This window comes from Halospeciosus flavus, from assembly GCF_029814175.1.
In the GTDB taxonomy this organism is placed as follows: domain Archaea; phylum Halobacteriota; class Halobacteria; order Halobacteriales; family Halobacteriaceae; genus Halospeciosus; species Halospeciosus flavus.
In genome coordinates, this window is the sequence record NZ_CP122312.1 from 2,183,820 (window position 1) to 2,205,299 (window position 21,480).

Sequence of the window (21,480 nt, forward strand, 5' to 3'; positions counted from 1 at the left end):
TCGCAAGGCGGACTTCCAACTACTTGCAGAGATTCGATAAGAGCTTGTGCTTTAGCGCAAGGAGGAATCCGGCAGCAGACGAAACAAACGACGATAGGCCTGTCTCTGCGATACCCACCGTTGGTTCTAGTCAATACCACAGAGCATACAGGGATCCAGGGCTTCCTCAGGGGACTCCGCAAACCGGCGCCGTATTTTATCAGTTGTTGGTAATACGATTTCTTTATTCAGTGTGGAACATGTACTGAAAGTGTTCCGTGGCTAGTTACAGCTCCCATCGTGAATAAATGTGCTGTACGACCAACGACTGTTATACATAGGGAACCGTAGTATACACCATGGAATCAGTTCGAAAGGGGCTGAGAAAGGATCAGCTGTACAAGGACACATACGGGCGCCTCAAATGCTCTGAGTGTGAGAAATCACTCCAAACGAAAGATAACCCATCTGAAGTCGGGACAACTCGAATCTGTCCCGATTGTGGAGAAGCGTGGACTGAACTCCGCTAGAGAACAACCACTCGTCTCGCACCTCCTATCAGTTGTTGGTAATACGATTTCTTTATTCAGTGTAGAACATGTACTGAAGGTGTTCCGTGGCTAGTTACAGCTCCCATCGTGAATAAATGTGCTGTACGACCAACGACTGCTATTCACAACTTGATGACGGCCGGTCGGTCAGAAATTGGCTTTCACCAGGTTAGCTACGTATTCAGATTTCTTCCCACCGGGCAATCTGGTTGGAGACCGTTTCAATCTCGTCACTCACTTGAGCGATCTCGCGTAACACTGGATGTGAGCTAGTAGTTTCAGTATAAAGATACTCGTTGAATGATGGCACAGTCGACGAACTCGGAGAGCGCTGGTGCCAGTCGCCATTCTGCCGTCGTTTAGCTACCTCGTGACAACGCGCTCGCAGTGCGTCCAAGTCATCGCGTAGCCGTTCCACCTCAGCAGGCGAACAGTCTGGAAAGGGACGGGATTCGATTGCGATGAGTTCCGTACGGATTGCTGCGATCTCGGTTGCAGCCTCGTCAAGGATGGACTCCTCACGATCAAGACGATCGCGTACACGCTTTCGACTGTCACGTGCCCGGCGAGCCGCAGTGAGAAATTGCTGTTTCAGGTATTCTGGAACTCCAGATGTGTCTCGAAGAGCACTAGCCAATTCTGGGTTGAACTCCGTCGCGACGCTTTCGAACCATCCCTCACCATACTCCTCGTCGTAGTGAGCGACCGCCATCACCGTATCGAGATACACCTCTTGGATCGGTGATACTGACCGCTTGGCGTCATATCCAATGGTCGGGACAATCGTAGACTGATTTACATCAACTTGGCCGTCTGTTCTCGATGCATCACTCGATATTGATTCGAGCGATCGAACTCGCCGTCGAAACGCATCAAAGGCGGCGATCTCGTCATCGAGAATCTCGCGCTCACGGTCTAGCGTCTCTCGTGCATCCGAGAAACACTGAGTCGTCGTCGAGTGTGACGGTGTATCTTGACGAGCAGACGAGACCATATACGGTATTTATTCGCCATTCGTTAATACCTGACTAGGAGATGCATGTTGGACACAATATCTCTATATAGTTCAAGGCAGAGTACCACGGGCCACCTGATCCATGGTACTTCACAGCATCCATCAATTCAAGGAAGACAATCCAGAGACTGCAAGCGACACCAACGGATTTCTAGCTAGAAAGCGCTGCAGGATTCTTCGTGTTGGTGAGCGTCATATTCGTCTCGACCCGTGCATCCGAGCTATGCGCAACTGCGGTTACAGAGAAGTTGCCAGTTGGTGCAATCACCCACATGGTTCCATCGGGGCCCGTCGAACCGACCGATTCGTTGTTAATCAGGATCTCCGCCGCGACCGGTGATTCATCGCGATCGGTCACGTTGACGTAGAGCGGACCGCCAGCAAAGGACCGACTAATCGAGACCGTGAGCTCTCGATCTTGGACGATGCGATCTGCAGAGGTGTTGAGCGACGTGAGGTGGATTCGCTGGACTTCCTGATATACTGCGTCAGTATCCGTATCGATGTGGGCGTGAATGTTCCCCTGTGGGTAGTTCAGAGTGAGCACGTAGGCATAGCGTGGCGTATCTGTATCGATCGGTATTGGCACGAAGCTAATGCCGGGGCTTTGGTTCATCACCCAAGGGTACTGGTTTCGGATATTCTCAAGGAGGGTACTGGCTTCCGGGATCGAGCCAGGTGCGGAACTGTATCCGTCAGGATTCGTCGCCTCTCTAATATAGGTCTCTCCATCAATCACTGCGAGTGCAGTTCCGTTTTGCCCAGCGCTAACGTAGACTCGCTCCGGGCCCTCCCCAGTTTTCATCGCAGCAGCGATTTTGTCCCGCACGGGGCCAGTATACATTGATAAGTGAGCGCGAACTTCGACAGCACGGCTTTTGATTTGTGAGCCAGGCTCTGCTTGCTCTGCGATGAATTGAGCGACTGCGATCGTTTCCTCAGCACGCGAGTGAATCTTCGCAATACGCGTACTGTATTCTCGTGTCGAGAGCGTACCGCGGAGATACGCTTGTCGCGTCTCCTTCGATTCCTGTATTACCTGGGTTGCCTCCGTCTCTAGTGCGGCTGTCGCATTAACCAGCACAGCGTGACGGTCAGACTCGTTATCTGCCTTCTGAAGGCGTTCCCGAATCGTTCGTTGGGTGAGCTCCTGGGTAACGGAATACTGCTGGCTTGCAAGCGCACCGGTGACAGAGAGACCCGTCCCCGTGAAGTTACTCCGTTCGACACCGATGGCGAGCACCTCGGGCGTTTCAATCGCTGGCTGTGAAGCCTGGTGTATCGTGGTAGTTGGTTGGGCCTGTGGAGTAACGAATGCGGCAGCGCCAGCGGAGACCAACAGGACACAGAGAAAGAGGGAGGCCGCACGTGTGGGGACCATGCGCTCGTATTGCCACTGCCACTACAAAAATCCTCCCTGTCCAAGCCCCATCGCATCACTCACACGAGCAGGCCTAGACTACGATGCTCTCACCGCAGGACGAGGACGTAGGTGACAGCCATCACGATGAGCGTCACAGTTGCCACGTTCATCGGTGTGTAGGCCACATAGCCGAGAAACGACGCTCCCCAGACAAGGAGACTGCTCCAGAGCGCGGAGAGCACAACGAGCATGACCGCGATAACGCGCGGGTCACCCTTCCCTTCGAACATACCCCAGAATTAGCACGGAGATGCTTAAGCCTGCTTCGCCGGCGATCTGGTCGTTGTCGCGGAAATCAGTCGAAACGCCACCGCGACCGTCCGCTTGGACGCGCGGCTCGCACTCAACCAAGAACAGCACACTCGACGTCGCGGTGAAGCCACGGGCACACAGTACACCGACGACCGCGAGAATACACACCTGCTGGTCGTCGTCGACGAGTGCGCACGACCTTGACGGAAGAGTCAGTGATTCAGTCGTCGGCCGTGTACGCTCCGCTCCGGTGTTCGATCCGGTGGACTTCGAGAACGCAGTTGTCGCGGTCGAGAACACACGCGAGCCGGTAGGTTCCAACGCGGAGCTTCGAGAAGGGGCCACCCGTTAGCGGTTCAAGAAAATCGGCCGGGTCGCGCTACTCCGATTTGACGACATCGTCGAGTTTCGAAACGATACGGTCCTGAACGTGCCGATCAAGTCGATCGAACTGGTCAGCAGCGCACGGCGCGAATTTCCACGTCCACTCACTCGTCGGCGTCCATCAACTCGAGAACCTCCTCCCGCGACACTAACTCGGCCTCACCCGTCCGAAGGTCGTGTTCACTCGCAGCAATCTGCTTCCACCCCTCCCGGGAGAAGTCCGGGTTCTTCACTGCGTCACGCGCGACGAATCGGAGAAATTCACTCCGGGAGTTGAACCCCTGCTCTTCCCAGGTTGCGTCGATGTCTTCGAGAAACGTCTTCGTGAGTCGAAGATTTACCTGTACCATCTCCGGTCCTTCGTCGCTACTCGACGTGTCTGCGTCAGACATGATATACTATTACTATACACTCGTATATCATACGTCTGATTCTGTCGGTCGACAGCTGAGTCCCTGTCTGGTGGCCCCGAGACTCGCTCGATCTACAACTGCGACTCCCAGTCGATCCACTCCTGCTCCCAACCCCGACGACTCTCCGCGGCGCGACTCGCCCGCTCCCGATCTTCCCGAACGGTCCGATTCCGGACGGGCACGCCACTCTGCTCGCCGTCGACCAACAGCGGGTCGAACGCGACGCGCCCGAATTCCTCGACCACCTCGCCGTCCTCGACGGCGGCGAGCGCCTGGGCACCCGACCCGAGAGGCATCACGAGTCGCCCGTCCTCGGCGAGCTGGCGAATGAGCATCCCGGGCGGGCGAACCGCGCCGGCCTCGACCAGAATCCGGTCGAAGGGTGCGTACTCACGAAGGCCCCGCGCCCCATCACCGCAATCGACGAGCACCTCGTCGTAGCCCGCACTCGCGAGATTGTCCCGTGCCTCGTAGACGAGACGCCGAGCAATATCCACCGCGTGCACGTGTCGTGCGCCCGCGAGTTCTGCGATCACCCCTACTGTGTACCCAACGCCCGCGCCGACGACCAACACCGAGTCACCGGGTCGGACGTCGAGGGCTTCGACCAACACGCCCGCGAGCGACGGCGAAAGGACGCGCGTGCCACGGTGCTCGAAGGACTGATCGGTGTAGGCCCGGTGGTCGCCCTCGACAAACTCGTGTCGGGGGACCGTCCGCATCGCGTCGGCGACCGCCTCGCTTTGCACGACGCCTTTGCTGTCGTGTTCGAGGCTGTCGACCATTCCGTTCCGGGCCACCGAATACTCCATACTGAGGGTTGCAGCTATCGAGACATGAAGTTGTTGTCGTCCATATCCCCAAATCGCCAACCGAGAACAGCCCGCAAAGGAAGGGAGACGCTAGAGCTGCTTTTGCGTATACCGGGCCACGAGACCAACCAAGACGATTAGCAGGAAGGCCCAGAGGAGTCCCTCTGCGATACCGTCTGGCCAGATCGTATCGCCGGTGTGGACCTGCCCTGAATCACTCGTTGTGGTCGTTGCCGTAGTCGTCGTTGTCGTGGTGGTCGTCGAGTCGGTGTCGTCCGTTGAAGATGTCGTCGTCGTTGAGGTGGTATCGTCCGTCGTCGTTGTCGTATTGGTTCCGTCCGTAGTCGTCGAATTAGTGCTGTCAGTCGTCGTCGAACCAGTATCGTCTGTGGTCGTCTCTGTACTGTCCGTACTATCGGTTGAGTCGGTGCTGTCCGTTGAGTCCGTACTATCGGTCGAATCCGTACTGTCCGTCGAGCCACCGTTCGTAGACTGTGCCTCGACAGTCACCTGGAACGTCGTCGTCTCAACGTTGCCACCCGCGTCGGCCACTGCGAGCGTCGCGGTATACGTCCCGGTCTGCGAGTAGCTGTACGAGACTGACTCACCGGATGCAGTCGCCCCAGTCCCGAAGGCCCACTGATAGGCAGTTATCCACGACCCGTCGGAAACGGAATCAGGACTATAGGTCGCCGACTGGTCGACAGTCACTGTTCGATTGGCGTTCGTCACACTGGGGGCAACTGTATCAATGAGCAGGTCGTTCGTCGTCGCCGTATCAGTATGCCCTTCACCATCCTTTGCGGTCACTGTGACACTCCGATTGGCCCCGGACACACCAGTCACGTCGACCGAAGCGTTGGTCGCCCACAGATTGTCGGAGACCTGCTCAAGGGACACAGACGAGCCCTGGCCGAACGCGGAGAGGTCGGCAGTGACTGTTTGGGCGTCGCCGGTCACGTTCGCACGCACCCGGACCCAATCAGACTCATTGACCACACCATTGTGGTCGGTAAGGTCGACGAGCGTCGCGTTCACGATGACGACACCACCGAGCGTCAGCATCGAACGATCATGGAGCGGTCGATCGAAGACGTCACCGTCTAGACCGGTGGCAGTCGTGAGTGTCGCGTGATACTCGCCTTCCGTCGAGGCGTTGTACGTCGTCGTGTAGGTGTAGTCATCACCACTGCCACTCTCAGTGAAGTCCGACCGGTGGAAGGTCGTGTTCTCGGGGCCCTCAAGTTCGACAGTCACCTTGGAGAGTGGATCGTTCGTGTCAAAGCTGACCGTCAGGTTCTCGGATTGATTGACCAGCGAGAAGTTCGAGACCACGAGTGGCTCGTCCTCCGAGACCGTCACGATACCGGCACTCTGCAGACCATTCGATGCAGCGAGATCACTGGTCTGACCAGAGAGCGTCGTGTACTTGACGTCGTCATTTCGGAGATGGACGACCTCGAGCGTCCCATCACCAGTCACGTTCGCGGGCGCGATGGGTGCCTTATCAGCTGCACCAAGCTGTGTCGTCGAGCCATCGACGCTCACGAGGTCGATATTCCCACTCGTGTCGACGATCGGAACACGCGGAGACCCATCACGGTCGAAGTCTGCAGGCTGCCCAACACCGAGGCCACTACTCGCCCCGATACCGTTATTGAAGAACGAGGTCGTGCCACCTGACGCGTTGTAGTACACGAGCGTACTACCGGACGCGTAGACCAGCTCCTCGACGCCGTCGTTCGTGAGGTCAGTCACTCCGAGTGGTGCGTCCGCGTTCAAACCTCCAGCGAAGGCCGTAACGTGCCCACCGACCTCCGTGCGATAGATCTGGCCGTCTGTCTTTGTGAAGAACACGGCTGGTCGGCCGTCATCGTCCCAGTCACCGGTCGCGATCTTCGTCACCTGCTTGCGGACACCTGACGCGAGATGCTGTCGGTCACCGTTCCGGTCGATGACGTACAGTTCGTTCTGACTCGTGACGTATGGAATCTCGATTGCTGGATCACTATCGAGGTCAGTTGCATCCCCCAGGATGACTGCCTGGCCAGTGTTGCTGATCCCACGTTCTGTCCCATTCGCGTAGACGAAGCTAATGTGCCCGTCACTCTCGTTGAAGTACGCAAACCGGAATATATCCGGATCATCCGGAGTCGTCGTGGTACTGGTGTTTGCCGCGGCGGCGACCCCAGCAAACGGAACCGACATCCCACTCAGTAGTACGATACCCACCACACCGATAACGAGGACCTGCCGAAGGCTGGTGCTCGCCGTGTCACCCCTCGTATCCATGGTTCTGTCATTGATTTTACCCGTCAGTCATAAAGACCTTCTTGCCGTTTTGCAGGCAGACGGGTATCTGAGTCTTTCAGAGTGTCCAAAATCGGCGAAAACTACTCGTCCAGACCTACCTGACAGCGTGGTGGGCTACTCGCCGGTCGCGACGTCGGCATCAGCGAGCGGTTGCGTCCGGTTCTCGAGGTCGTCGAGTGCGCCGTCGCCGAACAGCGTCGAGAGCAACTCTTGCTCGCAGTTGTGGAGTCGCTGGTCGAGTGCATCCGCGTCGATACCGAGCGTGTCGGCCACGTCGGCGAGCGTCGCCTGCTGGGGCCACTCGTAGAAGCCCTCGCTGAGGGCAGTCATCAACGCCCCACGCTGGCGCGTCGTGAGCGTATCGTGGGCCGCCTCAACGATGGTCGACTCCGAGATGTCCTCGGGCGCGTCAAAGGACCCACTGTGCGAGTCAACTTCGACGCCGTCGTTGTCGTCGACGAGCTTCCGCACGACGTCGCGTGCACTCTCGCTCGGGAAGTCCGCGATGACGGACCCGTCACCGTCGTCGCCGCGGACGACCCGCGGCCGGCCGCCTTCCTCGGCGATGGAGACGGCGATACAGCCACCGGCCACCTCGAACTCGAAGAGACTCTCGTCGCCCTCCTCGCGGAGGAGCGTCGGTTCGACCTGTGGAGCCTCCTCGGCGAGTTCAAGAATCCGGTCAGTGTCGGCGTCTTTGACTCGGAAGAACTCCGAGTAGACGCCGTCACCGCGAGGAATCATCTCCTCAAGTTCGAACGTACACGATTCCTCCGCGGACGCGCCGACGAAGGGATAGCTCTCGTTTTCGACTCGGAATTCGACGGACACGGACCCAGGGACGGACTGGGGGGAATTCCCGTCGCGCTGGTCGGTCATCTGTGTCAACATATTGAGACCGCACCCTGAAAAAAGCCGTACCTAACTGACTCAGAATCCGGAGTCGAGCGGACGGGTGGCCCGACTACTCTGGTTTGTCGCCGGCGACGAGCTGGTGGTCGGTGCCGGGGACTTCGGCGGTCCGGATGCGCTCGAAGCCAGCGTCGCCGAACCACTCGCCGAACGCCGCCTCGTCGTAGGCGTCGCCCGCGTCGGTCTGGGCGAGCATCTCGGCACCGACGAGTGCGGCGTCCTCGGCCTGTTCGCGGAGTGTGTCGATGAAGACGACCGTCCCGCCCGGTGCGAGTACCTCACGAGCACTCTCCAGGAGCGTACGATTCTCCGCGGGGGAGAGGCCACGCGCAACGCGCGCACAGAAGACGATATCGTAGTCGGCTGCCAACTCCTCGCGTTCACCGTCGTCGGCCACCGCGAGGTCGGTCGCCGAGTCGATGGGGACGAGGTCGATGTCCTCGTGCTGGAGGAGGGGCTCGTCCACGTCAATGACGGCGGGTTCGTCGACGAGCGTCACTTCGTAGCCACGGCGGGCGAACTCGCGGGCGTACGAGCCAGGCCCACCACGCACGTCGAGGACGCGGTCGGCGTCGGCGTGTTCGTGGACCGCGGCGGTGACGAAGGCCCGGACGGTCGCGTCGTCCATCGCAGCCATCGAGCCGAGTCGGTTGCGCGTCCAGTTGGGTGGCTTCTCGGGGACGACTCCCGACTGCATCGTCTCGGGGAGCGCGAGCCAGCGTTCGAGGCGGTCGAGTTCGTGTGGCATCGACCCGATCGAACGCACGTCCGTCTTTGTGATGAAGCCGAGCATCTTGTTCGTCGGCTCCAGTCCCTCTTCGAGATCTTCGAGGAATCCAGCCTCAACTAGGGCGTCGACGGTGATCCGAGCGGCGCGCTCGGTGACGTCCGTCTCGGCGACCACCTCGTCGACGGTGTTCGCACTCGTCACGAGCGCGTCGATGACGCCCGTCTCGCGGGCGGCGCGCAACAACAGGAGCGTGCGATAGTCGCGATCCGGCATTCACTCACCTCGTCGGCCGGCCCCGGCAAAAGCGTATTTGCCACCTCGGCCAACAACTCCAGACTCGGAGTCCGGTCGCTGACTTCAACGGCCTTGAAAATCAGCCGGTCAATTCATACTGGAACGTAGAATACACCTAACTGCGCTGTTCGAGCGCACTGAGAGCCGTTGCACCGTCGGAGTTGCGCTCGCTTGTCTGGGGGGAGAGGCGAGCGCCTCTCAGTTCCGTTTCGAAACTCTCAGCCCTGAATACGGACGAACTGGACCTCGCCGTGGTGTTCTTCGTCGAGTTCGTCGTCGCGTTTCTCCGCGAGAATCAACTCCTGTCCAGCGACGCCGACCGGGCCGAGTAGCCGACCCCCCTCGCGAACCTGCTCGATCAGCGGGTCGGGGAATTCGGGGACCGCACACGTGAGGTAGGCGGCGTCGAAGGGTGCGTATTCGGGCCATCCCTCGCGGCCGTCGCCGTGGCGGACCGAGACGTCGCCGTAGCCCGCGTCGGCGAGATTCTCGCGTGCCGACTCGACGAGGTCGGACTCGTACTCGACGGTGTAAACGTGCTCGGCGCCGACCAATTCGGCGGTGACGGCCGCGTGATACCCACAGCCGGTCCCGACTTCGAGGACGTCCTCGCCTGCCTCGAGGTCCGGCAGATCGGCCATGATGGCCACAATGTGCGGGGCGCTGACCGTCTGCCCGCTCCCAATGGGGATGGGCATGTCCACGTACGCCCGGTCGTGTTCATCCTCGGGGAGGAACTCGTGGCGCGGCACCGACCGAATCGCATCCAGTACGTCTTCATCGAGGTCGCGAACCGCCGAGATGTGCTCGACGAGTTCCTCACGCCGTTCTTCGTACTCCTGTTCCTCGTCGGCGTTCTGACTCATGATGAATCGTTCGAGAGCCGGCAGAAAGAGGGTTGTGGGGCAAATCTCTCGACAGGACACAGTGGACCACACCCAGCCGAACCATTATGTCCTGTCGTGGTGACGACAAGATATGCCCGGGACGCCCGACCCAGTACTCGGCAGCGATGCGCTCACGTTCGCAGTCGCGGCCGCACTCGGGATAGTCGCCACAACGGTCCCGATTGCCCTCGAGAGAGAAGACCGGCTCCCCGAACCATGGCGCCTCGCACTCGGCGGCGGCGTCGTCTCCGCTCTTGGACATCTCACACTCTGGTCTCTCGCCCGCGACTTGGCTAATCCGTTGGCGTTGTTCGCGCCCAGTCGGCCACTCCTCGTCGGCTTCGTTGTACTCGCAGTTCTCGTCCTCGGCGCCCAGACGGCGATTCCCTGGTACTGCTACGCGCGCTGGCGCCTCCGAATCCCACTCGTCGTCCTATTTGGGGCAACGACGCTCGTCGTCGACAGTTTCCTCCACGTCCACGGTGAGACAGACCCACTCGGACTGTACACGCTATTTTTCGGACCAGTCCTCGTCGTGAGCCTCGGTATCCTCGCTACCGCCGAACTCCTCGGGAGAAAAGCCCGTAAAAGTCGTAGATAGCGTCCAGCACTTACCGAGCCGACCCAATCGAACTGTTGCTCACCCACCGGGGACGTCGGCGTCGATTAGTGGGTGGACATGCTCGTCGTGGTCGAGGTCTCCGTCGTCGAAGAGGGCGGCGAGGAGTTCCTGTTCGGCCTCGTGGAGTAACTCGCGAAGGATCGAGGCGTCCTGGTTGAGCTGTTCGGCCAACTCCTCGATCGAGCGTGTCCGCGGCCAGTCGTAGTAGCCTTCGCTGAGGGCGGCGACGACGAGTTCGCGCTTCTCGCTGTCCAGTATCTCGTGGGCCGTCTCGATGAACTCGGTGACCGTGAAGTCCGCCTCCATCCTGGTCGAGTCCCGCTGGTCGACGAGTTCGACGTCGGGATGATTGTCGAGGAACGACTCGACGATGTCGTCGGCCTTCGCTTGCGGTACCTCGGCGACGAGCGTCCCCTCGCCCTCCTCACCGCGAACGACGCGCGGGAACGCCCCCTCGTCGGCCAGCGTCGCCGCGACACACTCCTCCTCGACGACGAACTCGAAGAGCGCACAGCCATCGCTGGACTCGATGAGCGTCGGGTCGACTCGCGGCGTCTCCTCGGCGAGCGTCAGGACGCGCTCCGAGTCCGCCCCCTCGACACGGAAGAACTCCGAGTAGCTCCCGTCCCCACGTGGGACCATCTCCTGCAGGTCGACGACACACGATGCATTCGCCGATGCCCCAACGAACGGGTACGTGTCGTCCTCGACGGCGAACTCGACGTCGATTGTGTCCATCTCCTCCTGTTCCCCCTGGTCGGTGCTGGACGTGTAGCGGAGACTCATTGCCCCTGTATCATTTTATTTCACCTACTACCAGATAGATATTTTTGCTGGATGTCCAACTCTTTAAGTGGAAAGGGATCACCGTCGCGGCTGGATGATACAAGTCGTCTCGTCCATCGAGGGGGGTGACTCGACGCCCACGAGGCGATACCATCGCCGGACGACACGAGTGGCCAGCATCTTTTTTCGCACGCCACTCCGTCTCTTCGACATGTTCGGGATACTGCAGATATCCGGCGTGAGTGCATACAATCCACTCGTCGTCGCGCTAATCGTCCTCGCGGCCGGTGGCGCGGTCGCCGCGACGTACCTGTACCGTGAGGCGCGAGGCACTCTCGACAATCGCGAGAGTTTCGCGTGGCTACTCGGGATGCTCGGCTTCTTCGCGTTGCTCGTCTCGGGAGAACTCTTCTGGGCTAACTGGGCGGGCTTCCCGGCCCAGCAGTACACCGAGTTGTTCGGTGTCGCCCAGACGCTGTGGGCGGCCACACTCCTCTCGGCGGCGTTCGTCGTCTACCGTGATCTCGACCCGCGACCGTTCGCGTGGCTCACCGCCGTCGCGGGCGTACTCCTCCTCCAAGGTGCCCGAGCCATCCTCGCGTTCGACCTCACCCAAGCACCACTGGCGGCAGCCGGAATCTGGGCGAGCGCCGGCCTCGCGGGCATCCTCCTGCTCCCTGCAGCCTACGTCGACGAGTCCAGTAGCGCCCGTCGGTATCTCGTCTTGGCGGCCGCAGCCCTCGTCGCCGTGATGGCGGTGCTCGCACTCGTCACGGGCGTCGGCGCCCACTACAGCCACATCGCCGAAGCGGCCGCTGGCAGTTAAGACGACGCAGTGGAGTCGCCGCCCAAGGCTGTCCATCTTTTTTCGGTCGGACGTACAGCAACCAGCGCTGTCGCGGTGGGACACAGTAATCGAGACAGCAGAGCGCTCATCGCCGTCTGCACGTGGCGGTCGAGTGCGGCCGTTGTTTCGAAGGTCGCGGATGGCGTTCGCGTCGCCACCTCAGCCGACGCCGAGCGCTTGGCCACAACGGTTTCTTCGCCGTGTGCCATAGGGGGACACATGATCCGGCGACTCGTGTACGTGCTTGCACGGGCGGCGTTCGGTGCGAAATTCGCCCGCGACGGCTACGAGAATCTCACAGATATCGACGACATCGTCGAGTTTGCCGACGGCGCCGGTGTCCCCTACGCGAGTGTGCTCGTCCCAGCGGCGAGTCTCCTGTTGCTCGTCGGTGGAATCTTGCTCGCGCTCGGTATCGCCCCGATACTCGGCGTTATCGCGATTGCGACCTTCCTGCTGGGCGTCACCCCCGAGATGCACGACTTCTGGCACGAGACCGGCGAGGAACGCACCGAAGAGTTCGACTCGTTCCTGCGCAATATCGCCTTCCTCGGGGCCGCCGTTGCGTTCTGGCTCGTCTCACGTCGACGTGGCCAGACTGCAACGAAGGAACTACCTGTAGAGTAGTACAACGATTGTAGTCGATTCTCAGGATCTTTCTGCGGCCTGTTGATGGGTGAAGGCACTTACATTCAAATACAATCACGGGTCCATCAACTGGTGCGCGGGTATCCACCCCCAAGAGCAACACAAATGATCGAAAATATCGACCCCGATGTATTCGTGCGGATTCAGACCGACCTGTTGGTAGTCGGTGACAGTATCATGACCGACAGACACCACGCCAGCAACGGCAACTACCAAGATGACGACCCTCAGAATCAAATCGGCGGCATCATCCCTGCCTTCCCACTCTCGGGCTGGCTCCGTCATGGAATGGAAGAGGTCGTCCATGAGTATGACGGGACTGCCTGTCACCCCGGCGAGGCTAACGCGAACTTCATGAAAGACGACGTCTATGAGCGCGACCTTGACGACGGCTATCACGAGAAGGGCGCGTGCACCGACGACCCGAAAGAAGACGACGGCTGTGTGGTCTTCGAGCTCTTCGGTGGCTTCGGTGGCGTCCCCGGGAAGGTGATGCGTCGCCCGATCAAGTTCAACCCCGTCCGTTCCAGCGTAGACTACACACGGGGACAGGCTGAAGGCCACTACCGCCGGCTGAACCGGAACATCGTCTCTCGAAACGCCGACGACAACCGGGAGCCACTACGGAACGTCGAGGTAGACGCTGTCGCCCATCTTGACGGCTGTTGGCACCTTTCCTTCCGAGAGATGAAACCCGAATTCGTCGGTTTGCTGGCCGAGGGAGTCGACTTCCTTGATGAACACAAGACGGACTTCATGCACCAACTCGGTGGTGCACGGAACTTCGGCGCAGGGATTGTTGATTGCCACCTCATCAATCCGCTCTACGACGAGCGCGAGTTGAAGCGCGTCTTCGACCGTGGGAAGGACAACACGAAGAAGATGGACGAAAAGGACGACCAGTGGGCCGAGGAGTACCGCCCGGTGTTTGTGGAGGCGATGGAAGAGCGCATCGAGGAGGGACCGTAGATGGCCGAGAACGCTGCCTCCGGCGACTCCCAAATTGACCACGGCGGCCAAGACGTGATGGTCGCCGCGTACCGCCACGACGCCCACAAGATGAACGGCCAGCCGCACGACTACGCGCCGGAGACGTTCGCCGGGGTTCCCGTGAACCAGACGGTTCCTCACGGCGTGGACGGCGATGCGTCGGCGCTCTCGCGTCCCAACGGGAAGCCTGAGCAGACGATGGAGAACCACGAGACGCTCTACCGGCTGTCGCTTATCGAGGGTGAGAGCCGGTACGACCCGGAGGAGTTCACGCGGGACGGCGTGGAGAGCGCCTTGCGTGACCTCCTGACAGAGAACGACCTAGAGGCCATGCATCGGGCGTGGCTGGAGAGCGACGTCGTCTCGGCGTTCAACGAGAGCGTCTACTACCCGTACACGAGCCTGAAGTACCACACGCTACTCGTGGCAGCTCTATTCGATAACTACCGCGCCGACCACGAGTTCGCCGATCTCCTCTTAGTCGTAGATTCCACCGGTGAGATCGTCCCCCACCGGACGGTCTACACAGGCGAAGACTTCGCGCTCCGCATCGACGAGAGCGCGGGCGCGCGGCCGTCGTCCCGTCTCGGGAGTCGGCCGTGGCGGTCTTGGGCCTCTACGTGGAACCGACTGACTGCGCACCCGCTCGATACCGCTCACGACAAGTACGACATGGTGCTCGACGCGAATCTTCGCCGAATCGGCGCGTGGTCCACTGCGCTCCAGTACATCGAGGACTTCGAGAACTGGACTAGCGACTCACTGAAGAAATCGACTTAACAAAATGAGATACCTCGAGAACTTTAGGAGGGTGTTCGACCGATGACGTCCATCCAGCAAGTCCATTGGGAGCTGGAGATGGACTACATCGGCCACCCGTACTACGTCTCGGGGAACGCCATCATGCACGCGCTCGGTCAGCAACTCCCGCACGATGTCCACCGCCATCTGAACGCGAGTCACGGGATGTTCGTCCCCGGCCACTTCGGGACGTTCCCCGAGGAGCATTCACAGAACGGTATCCGGCCATACCTCGGGAGCGGCCTCCCGGACGTCGAGTCCTACGACGACCTGTTCTTGATGCGGCAGGCGTCGCATTCGTGGCTTCTCGACTCCCGGCCGCGAGACGCGCTGAACACCCACGACATCCGTGTCCAGAGCGGTCACCCAGCACTGTCCCACGAGACCATCATGGGGAAGCCCGAGGGCGCGCGGAAGCAGCAGCAGACGACGAAGTGGTACATCAACGCGTACCTCCACGCCGACCGGGACGATGTCCTCCCGCTTGGCGAGTGCGCTCTGGACGACCTCCAGTTCGGTGGGAAGCGCAACTACGGCTACGGCATCACGCAGCTGAAAAACACGCAAATCGTCGACCTAGGGGCGCTTGACTACTCGCGTCTCGAACACGGTGAAGCGTTCATCCTCGAACTCATGACGCCGTTCGTACTGGAGTCGGAGTACCCCAAGGCCACCGATCAGGATGTCCCGTGGTGGTGGAAGGAGAATCGGCACGATCTCCGCGAACGTGAGGAAAGGGTACTGGAACAACGTGAAGTGTACAAGCTCCAGACCGTAGACCACGGGCAGGTCGTAAAGTACGAAGGCGACCGCCCGGTTGAGACCGCGAAGAACGGCATCCTCCGAATCGGCAGTCACTCGAAGTACGGATTCGGTGAGTTGCGAGTGAAGCCCGTCGAATCTCGGTCAGACCAATCTCAGAACCCAGAAGAAAAGACGAAGACTCCCGGGTGAGATAACTCACACGAGACAGCGGAATCGCACGAAAAATCAGGCCGCCGATGAATAAAGAAATCGTATTGACACTAAAAATTACCAGGCCGACCAGGGTTCGCTCTTCTGGTCGAAGGCGTAGACGCGTTTGGCGTCTTTCGCCTCGACCCAGTCGCCCTCGTGTTCGTAGCGCTTGCGGTTGTAGCGCTCGGCGTCGTCGCGGACGACGACGGCGTCGATTTCGAACTCCTCGTCGGCGAACTCCTCGACCTCGCCGACTTCGAGTCGGTAGTCGCCGGGGACCTGGATGGTGACACTCCGGGACTCGTCGCGTTTGCCGCCGTTCGGGTGGACGGTCACGTCGACCGAGACGTTGTCGACAACGCGCGTCCAGAAGGTGTCGACCTCCTCGATCGTCGTCTCCTCGCGGCGCTGTTCGGGGCCGACCTCGATGCCCGTGATGCGGACCTGCATGATGGCCTCGTCGGTCTCGACGAGGAACTCCTCGCCGACGGCGACCTCCTCGTCTGGCGGCGCGGAGACGCGCGTCTTGAAGGACTCGCCGTCCTGGGAGACGACGACCTCGCGTTCGACCTCTTTCTCCTCGTCCATCGACTCCTTGTGGACGTGCCCGCACTCAGTACACTTCACGGTCGCGTTGCCGCCACCCGTCGTGAGGACCTCGTGGACCGTCTCCAGCGAGGGCGAACACGACGGACACGCGACGGCGACACGTTCCGTCTGCTCAGTCATACACGAAAAGAGACGCTTGAGCCGTAAAAACCCCCCGAGACGGGCGTTGACACAATTTCGGGAGAAGGAACAGACAGCGTGGAGGCCGACGAACGCGCCCGTTCAGACGAGCGAGGTGTCGGTCGTCGTCGGCGCCGTCGTCGACGAAGTCGTGGTCGTCTCAGTACCGACCGTCACCGACACGGACCCGCTCAGTTCGATGGCGCTCCGGGCGTGTTCCTCGGCCACGGTCGCGTTCGCCTGAGCCTGCTGGGCGAGCGTGAGTGCCGTCTCGATGTTCCCGTTTTCGAGGGCCGTACGGGCGTCGGCGAGCGTCGTCTTCGCCGCGCTCAGGTTACTTCGGGCCTGGTCGAGTGCCGTCGCGGCCTCACCAGTCTCGGCCGTCACGACCGAGGTCGCACGCGACACCTGGTGGTCGGCCTGTGCGATCTGTGCCTCGGCCTGATTAATCGCCTGTCGCGCACGCTGTTCGCTCACGGTCGCGTTCGCTCCAGTCCCGTTACCGACGGTCACGTTTCCCGCCGGGACGCCCGCGGGCGGACCGCGGGTCACGTTCCCGGGCGCACCGATAGTCGGGCCGGCGATGGTGTGCGCGATGGCGGCGACCTCGGGACCGGTGAGGTTCTTCGCCTGCTGTTGGAGCTGGGCGATGGCGCTCACGTTCACGCCGTGCTCACGGAGGACGTCCTCGGGGAGCCCGCGAGCCGTCTGCTCGGTCGTGTTCGCGAGCTCGGTCAGCGTCTGCGTCTGGGCGGCGAGGGCGGCCATCCGGGCCTGGTAGGCGCCCTTCGAGATGGAACCGTTCTCGTAGGCTGCCTGGACGCGCTGTTTGCGCTCCTCGAGTGCGGCGAGCCGCTGATCGAGTTCGGCCGACTGGTTGGCGACGACGGCCGCCTTGGCGTTAGCACTCGCCGCCGCGGCGATGCGGACGCCAAAGGCACGCTGTTCGACGCTCCCTTGGAGTTCGGCCTGCTGGACACCGAAGACGCCAGCGAGACGCTCACCAGGAGCCATCGCCGAAGAGTTGTTCGTCGACTCGTTCGTCGAGTGATTCGTCATCGCTGCCGCCGATCCCGACGCCGACGCCGTGGCCGACCCCGAGACCGACGACGTATCATCCGCCATCGCCGGCTGCACCGCGGCACCGAGCGGTGCGGCAGCCACGAGGAGCACCGCGGCGACGGCGAGGACAGTCGTTCGGTTCATGCTACTTCCTCCTCCGTCCTGGAGACCCATATAAACTGAAGACGCTCACGGTGAGTTAACCCGGATTAAGGCCGATTACAGATTCAGAAGGAGAAAGCCCAGGACTTTAGTTATGGGATGAATCCGACGAGATTCTCACCATATCCAAGCAACGCACAGAACAGGGTTATTCTGAGACTAACATTCTAATAGTATCTTGGGGAAATACGAGACAGAGGGTAGATGCGTCGTGATGTCACCACTACCGTGCGGCTCAAACTCCACTCGCTCACCGAGCGGAAAGCCCGACTCATCGAACGCGAGTACAGCGCGTTCCAAGACGGGGTTCACGGTGACGACGCAAATCTCTACTCCGCGACTAAGCAACAGGCGAGAAAAGTCCAGTCGAACAAGAACCCGCGATCCGACACCGAACAGCCCATTGTTCTCCGCAACGACTGCATCACTATCGAACACGACGAGGACACGGTTCTCTCCTCGTGGTGGTTCAAACTCCCCGTCTACAACCCCGAGAAAGAACAAGGAGACAGCATCTGGGTGCCCGTCCACGTCCTCGAGAAGGACACGCACCTCCTCTCCGACGAATACATCTGTGACTCGGAACTCGTTTTGCGGGATGGCGAGTGGTACGTCCACCTCGTTTGCGAGCGGTCTGTGGCCGTCGCAGACGAGTACGACGACGTTCTCGCCGTCGACATGGGTGCAAAGTGGATCGCCGTCAGTACGTTCCTCTCCGACCGCGACACCTCGTTCCACGGCGCGGAAGTCCGGCATGTTCGCGAACACTACAAGCAACTCCGCAAGTCCATCGGGAAGGCAAAGGTTCGCTCGGGCGCGCAGGTGATCGAGCGCCTCGGCGACAAGGAATCGCGGACGGTTGAACACGAGTTGCACCAAGTGGCGAACGAACTCGTCGCCCGCGCTCGGGAACGCAACGCGGTCATCGTGTTCGGCGACATGACGGGATTGCGCTTCGACAACGACGAGGGGCGGTACGTGAACGACAAGACCCACAAGATGCCGTACGCGAAGATGGCGAATATCCTCACGTACAAGTCTCACCTTGACGGGCGAGAGTGCATCCCGATCGAGGAGTACGACACGTCTGTGACGTGTTGGCGATGTGGGTCGCAGAACACGAGTCGTGACGTGCAAGGGCGTGTCGAGTGTGAGGACTGTGGACTGGACGATAATGCGGACAAGAACGGTGCGTCGAACATCGGTCAACGAGCCGTCGGTAAGGACATTCAGAGCCCGCTATCGACGGCGGGGGCTGTTGTGGCTCAGCCCGAAACGCAGGTCGTACTCGAAGGACCCAGCGGTGAGATGGAACCTGCGAACTCCCCAAATCCAGCAGACGTGGGCCTAACCCTCAGTGAGGGAAGCCCACGACGTTAGTCGTGGGAGCAGTCACTCGCCGGCTGCGGGCAGGTCCACTTCCTCGCCGTCGGCGTAGACGGTCGGCCCGGTGACGATGCCGTCGAGGTGGATAGGCGCTTCCGTATCGCCGCCGATGCTCGCGTCGTCACCGAGCGCGATGTGGACCGTGCCTGCGGCCTTCTCGTCGAGCAACACGGAACCGACGAGGTCGGTCACCGCGACGTTCGTCCCGATCCCGAGTTCCGCGAGGTTGCGGGCCGCGTCCCCGACTTCCTGGGTCGCCTCCTCGACCTGCTCGCGGACGTCGTCGTCGGAGATGTCGGTCACGTAGCCGTCTTCGACCTCGAAGCGGAGTTCCTGACCCGCCTCGAGTTTGCCGTGGGGCATCATCGTCCCGTCGACGACGTACGTCCCGTTTGCAGTCTCGGGACTCACGAACACCTCGCCCGCGGGCAGATTCGAGAAGTCGCCGGCCTCGTGGACGATACCCGTATCCTGGTGCCACTCCCGTGCCCCGGGTTCGAACGTGATGTCCGTCCCCGCCTCGGTGGTGACGCGAATCTCGTCGGCGTCCTGGACCTGCGCGAGGACGTCCGCGCAGTGTCGGCGGATGGCCTTGTAGTCGGCGTCGAGACCGGTCGTGAACACGTCCTCGGTGATCCCGGGCAGCGTCGCCCCGCGAGCGCCGGCCTCGCAGGCCTTGCTCCGCGCGCGAGTGTGACTCAGACTTTTGGTGGTCGGCGCGAGGAAGACGTCGGCGTTCCGCATCGCGGCGGCGACGGCCGCGGGCGGTTCGGCGCCGTGCTGGCTCCCCGGCGGGTAGCGGAGGATGGTCGTGTCCGCAGAGACCTCGCAGGCGGCCTCGTAGAGTGCCTCACCGATGGTCTCGCGTTTGTCGTCGGTTACGACGACACAGGACTCGTCGGCTTCCAACCCCAGACACTGGACGACGGCCGTTTCGGCGGCCTCTTCGAGTGTGCTCATACTCGGAGATACGGCGGCCACTCGAAAGTCCTTGCGACGTGTCGGTATTCAGCCGGAGAGGAGGTCTGAGGAGCGACACCCGAGACCACCCACGAGGATGCCGGGGAGAGTTAAGTATCTCAGTAGCGAACGAAACAGTATGGCCGTCGACCTCACGGAGCGTGTACAGGAGATTGCGGCGGCACACGATATCCCCGAATCGGAGGTGCTCCAACAAGCACTCGAGCGCGGTGTCGAAGACCTGTGGCAAGAGCTCGTTCTCGCCCGGTACCTAAACGAGGAGATTCCACGTGGCGAGGCAGTCGACCTCGTCGGTGTCGATCGCATCAAGCGCGCGGAACGTGGGGCTGCCGCTGTCGAGGAAGACGTTCGGTGGGGCCTGAACGAGTCAGAGATCCACGACTGAAGTCGTGAACTTCCACGCTACTTCTGTGTAATTGGAGCCACTGTGAAGGAATTCACTCGTTTCGGCGTTAATCCCACCACACAGACCCCGAAACCGTTATCCACACGGGGTCGTGAGGTTCGACCATGATTCGGGTCGCCATCAACGGCTACGGTACTATCGGCAAGCGCGTCGCGGACGCCGTCCGCGAGCAACCCGACATGGAGGTCGTCGGCGTCGCGAAGACCTCGCCCAACTTCGAGGCGGTTCGCGCCGTCGAGAAGGGTTACGACCTCTATGCCGCCATCGAGGACCGCGCGGGGAAATTCGCCGACGCCGACATCGAGACGGCCGGTCTCGTCGACGAACTCGTCGCCCAGAGCGACGTCGTCGTGGACGCGACGCCCTCGGGCATCGGCGCGGAGAACAAGGCCATGTACGACGAGTACGAGACGCCCGCCCTCTACCAGGGAGGCGAGTCGGCCGACGTCGCCGACGTGAGCTTCAACGCCCGCAGCAACTACGACAAGGCTCGCGGCGCCGACCACGTCCGCGTCGTCTCCTGTAACACGACCGGTCTCTCGCGGCTACTCGCCCCGCTCGACGAAGAATATGGCGTCGAGAAAGCCCGCGTCACGCTCGTCCGCCGTGGCGGCGACCCGAGCCAGACCGGCCGCGGCCCCATCAACGACATCCTGCCCAACCCCATCACGCTCCCCTCCCACCACGGCCCGGACGTGAAGACCATCTTCCCCGAGATCGATATCGACACGCTCGGGCTGAAGGTGCCGGCGACGCTCATGCACATGCACAGCGTCAACGTCACGCTCGAGACCGCACCCGACGCCGACGAGGTACTCGACCTCCTCGAAGGCGAGTCGCGGATCTTCTGTATCCCGCCGGAGTTCGACATCGACGGCACGGGCCAACTCAAGGAGTACGCGAAGGACCTCGGCCGCCCCCGGGGGGACATCTGGGAGAACGCCCTCTGGAGCGAGTCGATCACCATGGAGGGCAACGACTTCTACTGCTTCCAGGCAATCCACCAGGAGTCCGACGTCGTCTCCGAAAACGTCGACGCCATCCGCGCGGTCACCGGGTCCGCCGACGCCGAAGAGAGCGTTCAGACGACCAACGACGCGCTCGGCATCTAGACGGCCACGGCCAACGCTTTTCTCAC

General features: G+C 61.2%; 23 protein-coding genes and 1 pseudogene. 10 read left to right on the plus strand and 14 right to left on the minus strand.

Going from position 1 to position 21,480, the window contains the following annotated elements; all coding sequences use genetic code 11:
- The first annotated feature begins 338 nt into the window (after window positions 1-338).
- Entirely contained in the window at window positions 339-509 is a 171-nt protein-coding gene (locus P0Y33_RS18920; protein ID WP_303657230.1) for an HVO_0758 family zinc finger protein, read from the plus strand.
- 202 nt (window positions 510-711) lie between these two features.
- Here P0Y33_RS18920 and P0Y33_RS11380 read toward each other — a convergent pair whose 3' ends face one another.
- From P0Y33_RS11380 to P0Y33_RS11425, 10 genes and pseudogenes are all read right to left on the minus strand, one after another.
- Window positions 712-1,524 carry a DUF7260 family protein gene (locus P0Y33_RS11380; protein WP_279527518.1) on the minus strand — a complete coding sequence of 271 codons (813 nt, stop codon included), beginning with the start codon at window positions 1,522-1,524 and terminating at the stop codon, window positions 712-714.
- Between the two features lie 172 nt (window positions 1,525-1,696).
- A complete protein-coding gene (locus tag P0Y33_RS11385) occupies window positions 1,697-2,926 on the minus strand; it encodes a DUF7094 domain-containing protein (protein WP_279527519.1) in 1,230 nt (409 codons plus the stop codon).
- A gap of 89 nt (window positions 2,927-3,015) precedes the next feature.
- A complete protein-coding gene (locus P0Y33_RS11390) occupies window positions 3,016-3,198 on the minus strand; it encodes a hypothetical protein (RefSeq protein WP_279527520.1) in 183 nt (60 codons plus the stop codon).
- Window positions 3,199-3,440: 242 nt separating this feature from the next.
- A pseudogene (locus tag P0Y33_RS19010) lies at window positions 3,441-3,722 on the minus strand (type II toxin-antitoxin system RelE family toxin); the annotation flags it as partial.
- Window positions 3,709-3,996, minus strand: coding sequence for a ribbon-helix-helix domain-containing protein (locus P0Y33_RS11400; protein WP_279527521.1), 288 nt, complete (start codon window positions 3,994-3,996; stop codon window positions 3,709-3,711). The gene P0Y33_RS11400 and the pseudogene P0Y33_RS19010, both read right to left, overlap by 14 nt.
- A 92-nt stretch (window positions 3,997-4,088) precedes the next feature.
- Window positions 4,089-4,829 carry a protein-L-isoaspartate O-methyltransferase family protein gene (locus P0Y33_RS11405; RefSeq protein ID WP_279527522.1) on the minus strand — a complete coding sequence of 247 codons (741 nt, stop codon included), beginning with the start codon at window positions 4,827-4,829 and terminating at the stop codon, window positions 4,089-4,091.
- Between the two features lie 90 nt (window positions 4,830-4,919).
- Window positions 4,920-7,121 (minus strand): PKD domain-containing protein, encoded by a 2,202-nt coding sequence (locus P0Y33_RS11410; RefSeq protein ID WP_279527523.1) that lies wholly within the window; start codon window positions 7,119-7,121, stop codon window positions 4,920-4,922.
- A gap of 135 nt (window positions 7,122-7,256) precedes the next feature.
- On the minus strand, window positions 7,257-8,021 hold the full coding sequence (locus P0Y33_RS11415) for a bacterio-opsin activator domain-containing protein (RefSeq protein ID WP_279527524.1): 765 nt from the start codon (window positions 8,019-8,021) through the stop codon (window positions 7,257-7,259).
- 85 nt (window positions 8,022-8,106) lie between these two features.
- Window positions 8,107-9,057 (minus strand): class I SAM-dependent methyltransferase, encoded by a 951-nt coding sequence (locus P0Y33_RS11420; protein WP_279527525.1) that lies wholly within the window; start codon window positions 9,055-9,057, stop codon window positions 8,107-8,109.
- 239 nt (window positions 9,058-9,296) lie between these two features.
- Window positions 9,297-9,944 carry a protein-L-isoaspartate(D-aspartate) O-methyltransferase gene (locus P0Y33_RS11425; RefSeq protein WP_279527526.1) on the minus strand — a complete coding sequence of 216 codons (648 nt, stop codon included), beginning with the start codon at window positions 9,942-9,944 and terminating at the stop codon, window positions 9,297-9,299.
- A gap of 112 nt (window positions 9,945-10,056) precedes the next feature.
- Here P0Y33_RS11425 and P0Y33_RS11430 point away from each other — a divergent pair, with 112 nt between their 5' ends.
- Window positions 10,057-10,566, plus strand: a complete 510-nt coding sequence (locus P0Y33_RS11430) for a hypothetical protein (protein WP_279527527.1) — start codon at window positions 10,057-10,059, stop codon at window positions 10,564-10,566.
- Between the two features lie 39 nt (window positions 10,567-10,605).
- On the opposite strand, the gene P0Y33_RS11435 is transcribed toward P0Y33_RS11430, so the two are convergent.
- Complete coding sequence (locus tag P0Y33_RS11435; RefSeq protein WP_279527528.1) at window positions 10,606-11,373, minus strand: bacterio-opsin activator domain-containing protein; 768 nt, start codon at window positions 11,371-11,373, stop codon at window positions 10,606-10,608.
- A 211-nt stretch (window positions 11,374-11,584) separates the two neighbouring features.
- Here P0Y33_RS11435 and P0Y33_RS11440 point away from each other — a divergent pair, with 211 nt between their 5' ends.
- The 5 genes from P0Y33_RS11440 to P0Y33_RS11460 all read left to right on the plus strand — a co-directional run bounded on the left by P0Y33_RS11440 (window position 11,585) and on the right by P0Y33_RS11460 (window position 15,613).
- On the plus strand, window positions 11,585-12,199 hold the full coding sequence (locus tag P0Y33_RS11440) for a DUF981 family protein (RefSeq protein WP_279527529.1): 615 nt from the start codon (window positions 11,585-11,587) through the stop codon (window positions 12,197-12,199).
- Window positions 12,200-12,439: 240 nt separating this feature from the next.
- Window positions 12,440-12,847, plus strand: coding sequence for a DoxX family membrane protein (locus P0Y33_RS11445; protein ID WP_279527530.1), 408 nt, complete (start codon window positions 12,440-12,442; stop codon window positions 12,845-12,847).
- A 126-nt stretch (window positions 12,848-12,973) separates the two neighbouring features.
- The gene (locus P0Y33_RS11450) at window positions 12,974-13,837 is read left to right on the plus strand and encodes a hypothetical protein (RefSeq protein WP_279530112.1); all 864 of its coding nucleotides are present in this window, start codon (window positions 12,974-12,976) and stop codon (window positions 13,835-13,837) included.
- Window positions 13,838-14,638 (plus strand): hypothetical protein, encoded by an 801-nt coding sequence (locus tag P0Y33_RS11455; protein ID WP_279527531.1) that lies wholly within the window; start codon window positions 13,838-13,840, stop codon window positions 14,636-14,638. It abuts the gene before it with no gap.
- A gap of 42 nt (window positions 14,639-14,680) precedes the next feature.
- On the plus strand, window positions 14,681-15,613 hold the full coding sequence (locus tag P0Y33_RS11460) for a hypothetical protein (protein ID WP_279527532.1): 933 nt from the start codon (window positions 14,681-14,683) through the stop codon (window positions 15,611-15,613).
- A gap of 78 nt (window positions 15,614-15,691) precedes the next feature.
- Here P0Y33_RS11460 and P0Y33_RS11465 read toward each other — a convergent pair whose 3' ends face one another.
- Together P0Y33_RS11465 and P0Y33_RS11470 are read right to left on the minus strand one after the other, a co-directional pair.
- A complete protein-coding gene (locus tag P0Y33_RS11465; protein WP_279527533.1) occupies window positions 15,692-16,345 on the minus strand; it encodes an HVO_0476 family zinc finger protein in 654 nt (217 codons plus the stop codon).
- Between the two features lie 102 nt (window positions 16,346-16,447).
- Window positions 16,448-17,551 (minus strand): DUF7096 domain-containing protein, encoded by a 1,104-nt coding sequence (locus tag P0Y33_RS11470; RefSeq protein ID WP_279527534.1) that lies wholly within the window; start codon window positions 17,549-17,551, stop codon window positions 16,448-16,450.
- Between the two features lie 222 nt (window positions 17,552-17,773).
- Here P0Y33_RS11470 and P0Y33_RS11475 point away from each other — a divergent pair, with 222 nt between their 5' ends.
- Entirely contained in the window at window positions 17,774-18,949 is a 1,176-nt protein-coding gene (locus P0Y33_RS11475; protein ID WP_279527535.1) for an RNA-guided endonuclease InsQ/TnpB family protein, read from the plus strand.
- A gap of 12 nt (window positions 18,950-18,961) precedes the next feature.
- Here P0Y33_RS11475 and P0Y33_RS11480 read toward each other — a convergent pair whose 3' ends face one another.
- Window positions 18,962-19,915: an aminopeptidase gene (locus P0Y33_RS11480; protein WP_279527536.1), complete on the minus strand. Its 954-nt coding sequence runs from the start codon at window positions 19,913-19,915 to the stop codon at window positions 18,962-18,964.
- Between the two features lie 139 nt (window positions 19,916-20,054).
- Between P0Y33_RS11480 and P0Y33_RS11485 the strand changes: the two genes are divergently transcribed.
- Window positions 20,055-20,321 (plus strand): hypothetical protein, encoded by a 267-nt coding sequence (locus tag P0Y33_RS11485; RefSeq protein ID WP_279527537.1) that lies wholly within the window; start codon window positions 20,055-20,057, stop codon window positions 20,319-20,321.
- Between the two features lie 125 nt (window positions 20,322-20,446).
- Window positions 20,447-21,454, plus strand: coding sequence for a type II glyceraldehyde-3-phosphate dehydrogenase (locus P0Y33_RS11490; RefSeq protein WP_279527538.1), 1,008 nt, complete (start codon window positions 20,447-20,449; stop codon window positions 21,452-21,454).
- The last annotated feature ends 26 nt before the right edge of the window (window positions 21,455-21,480 follow it).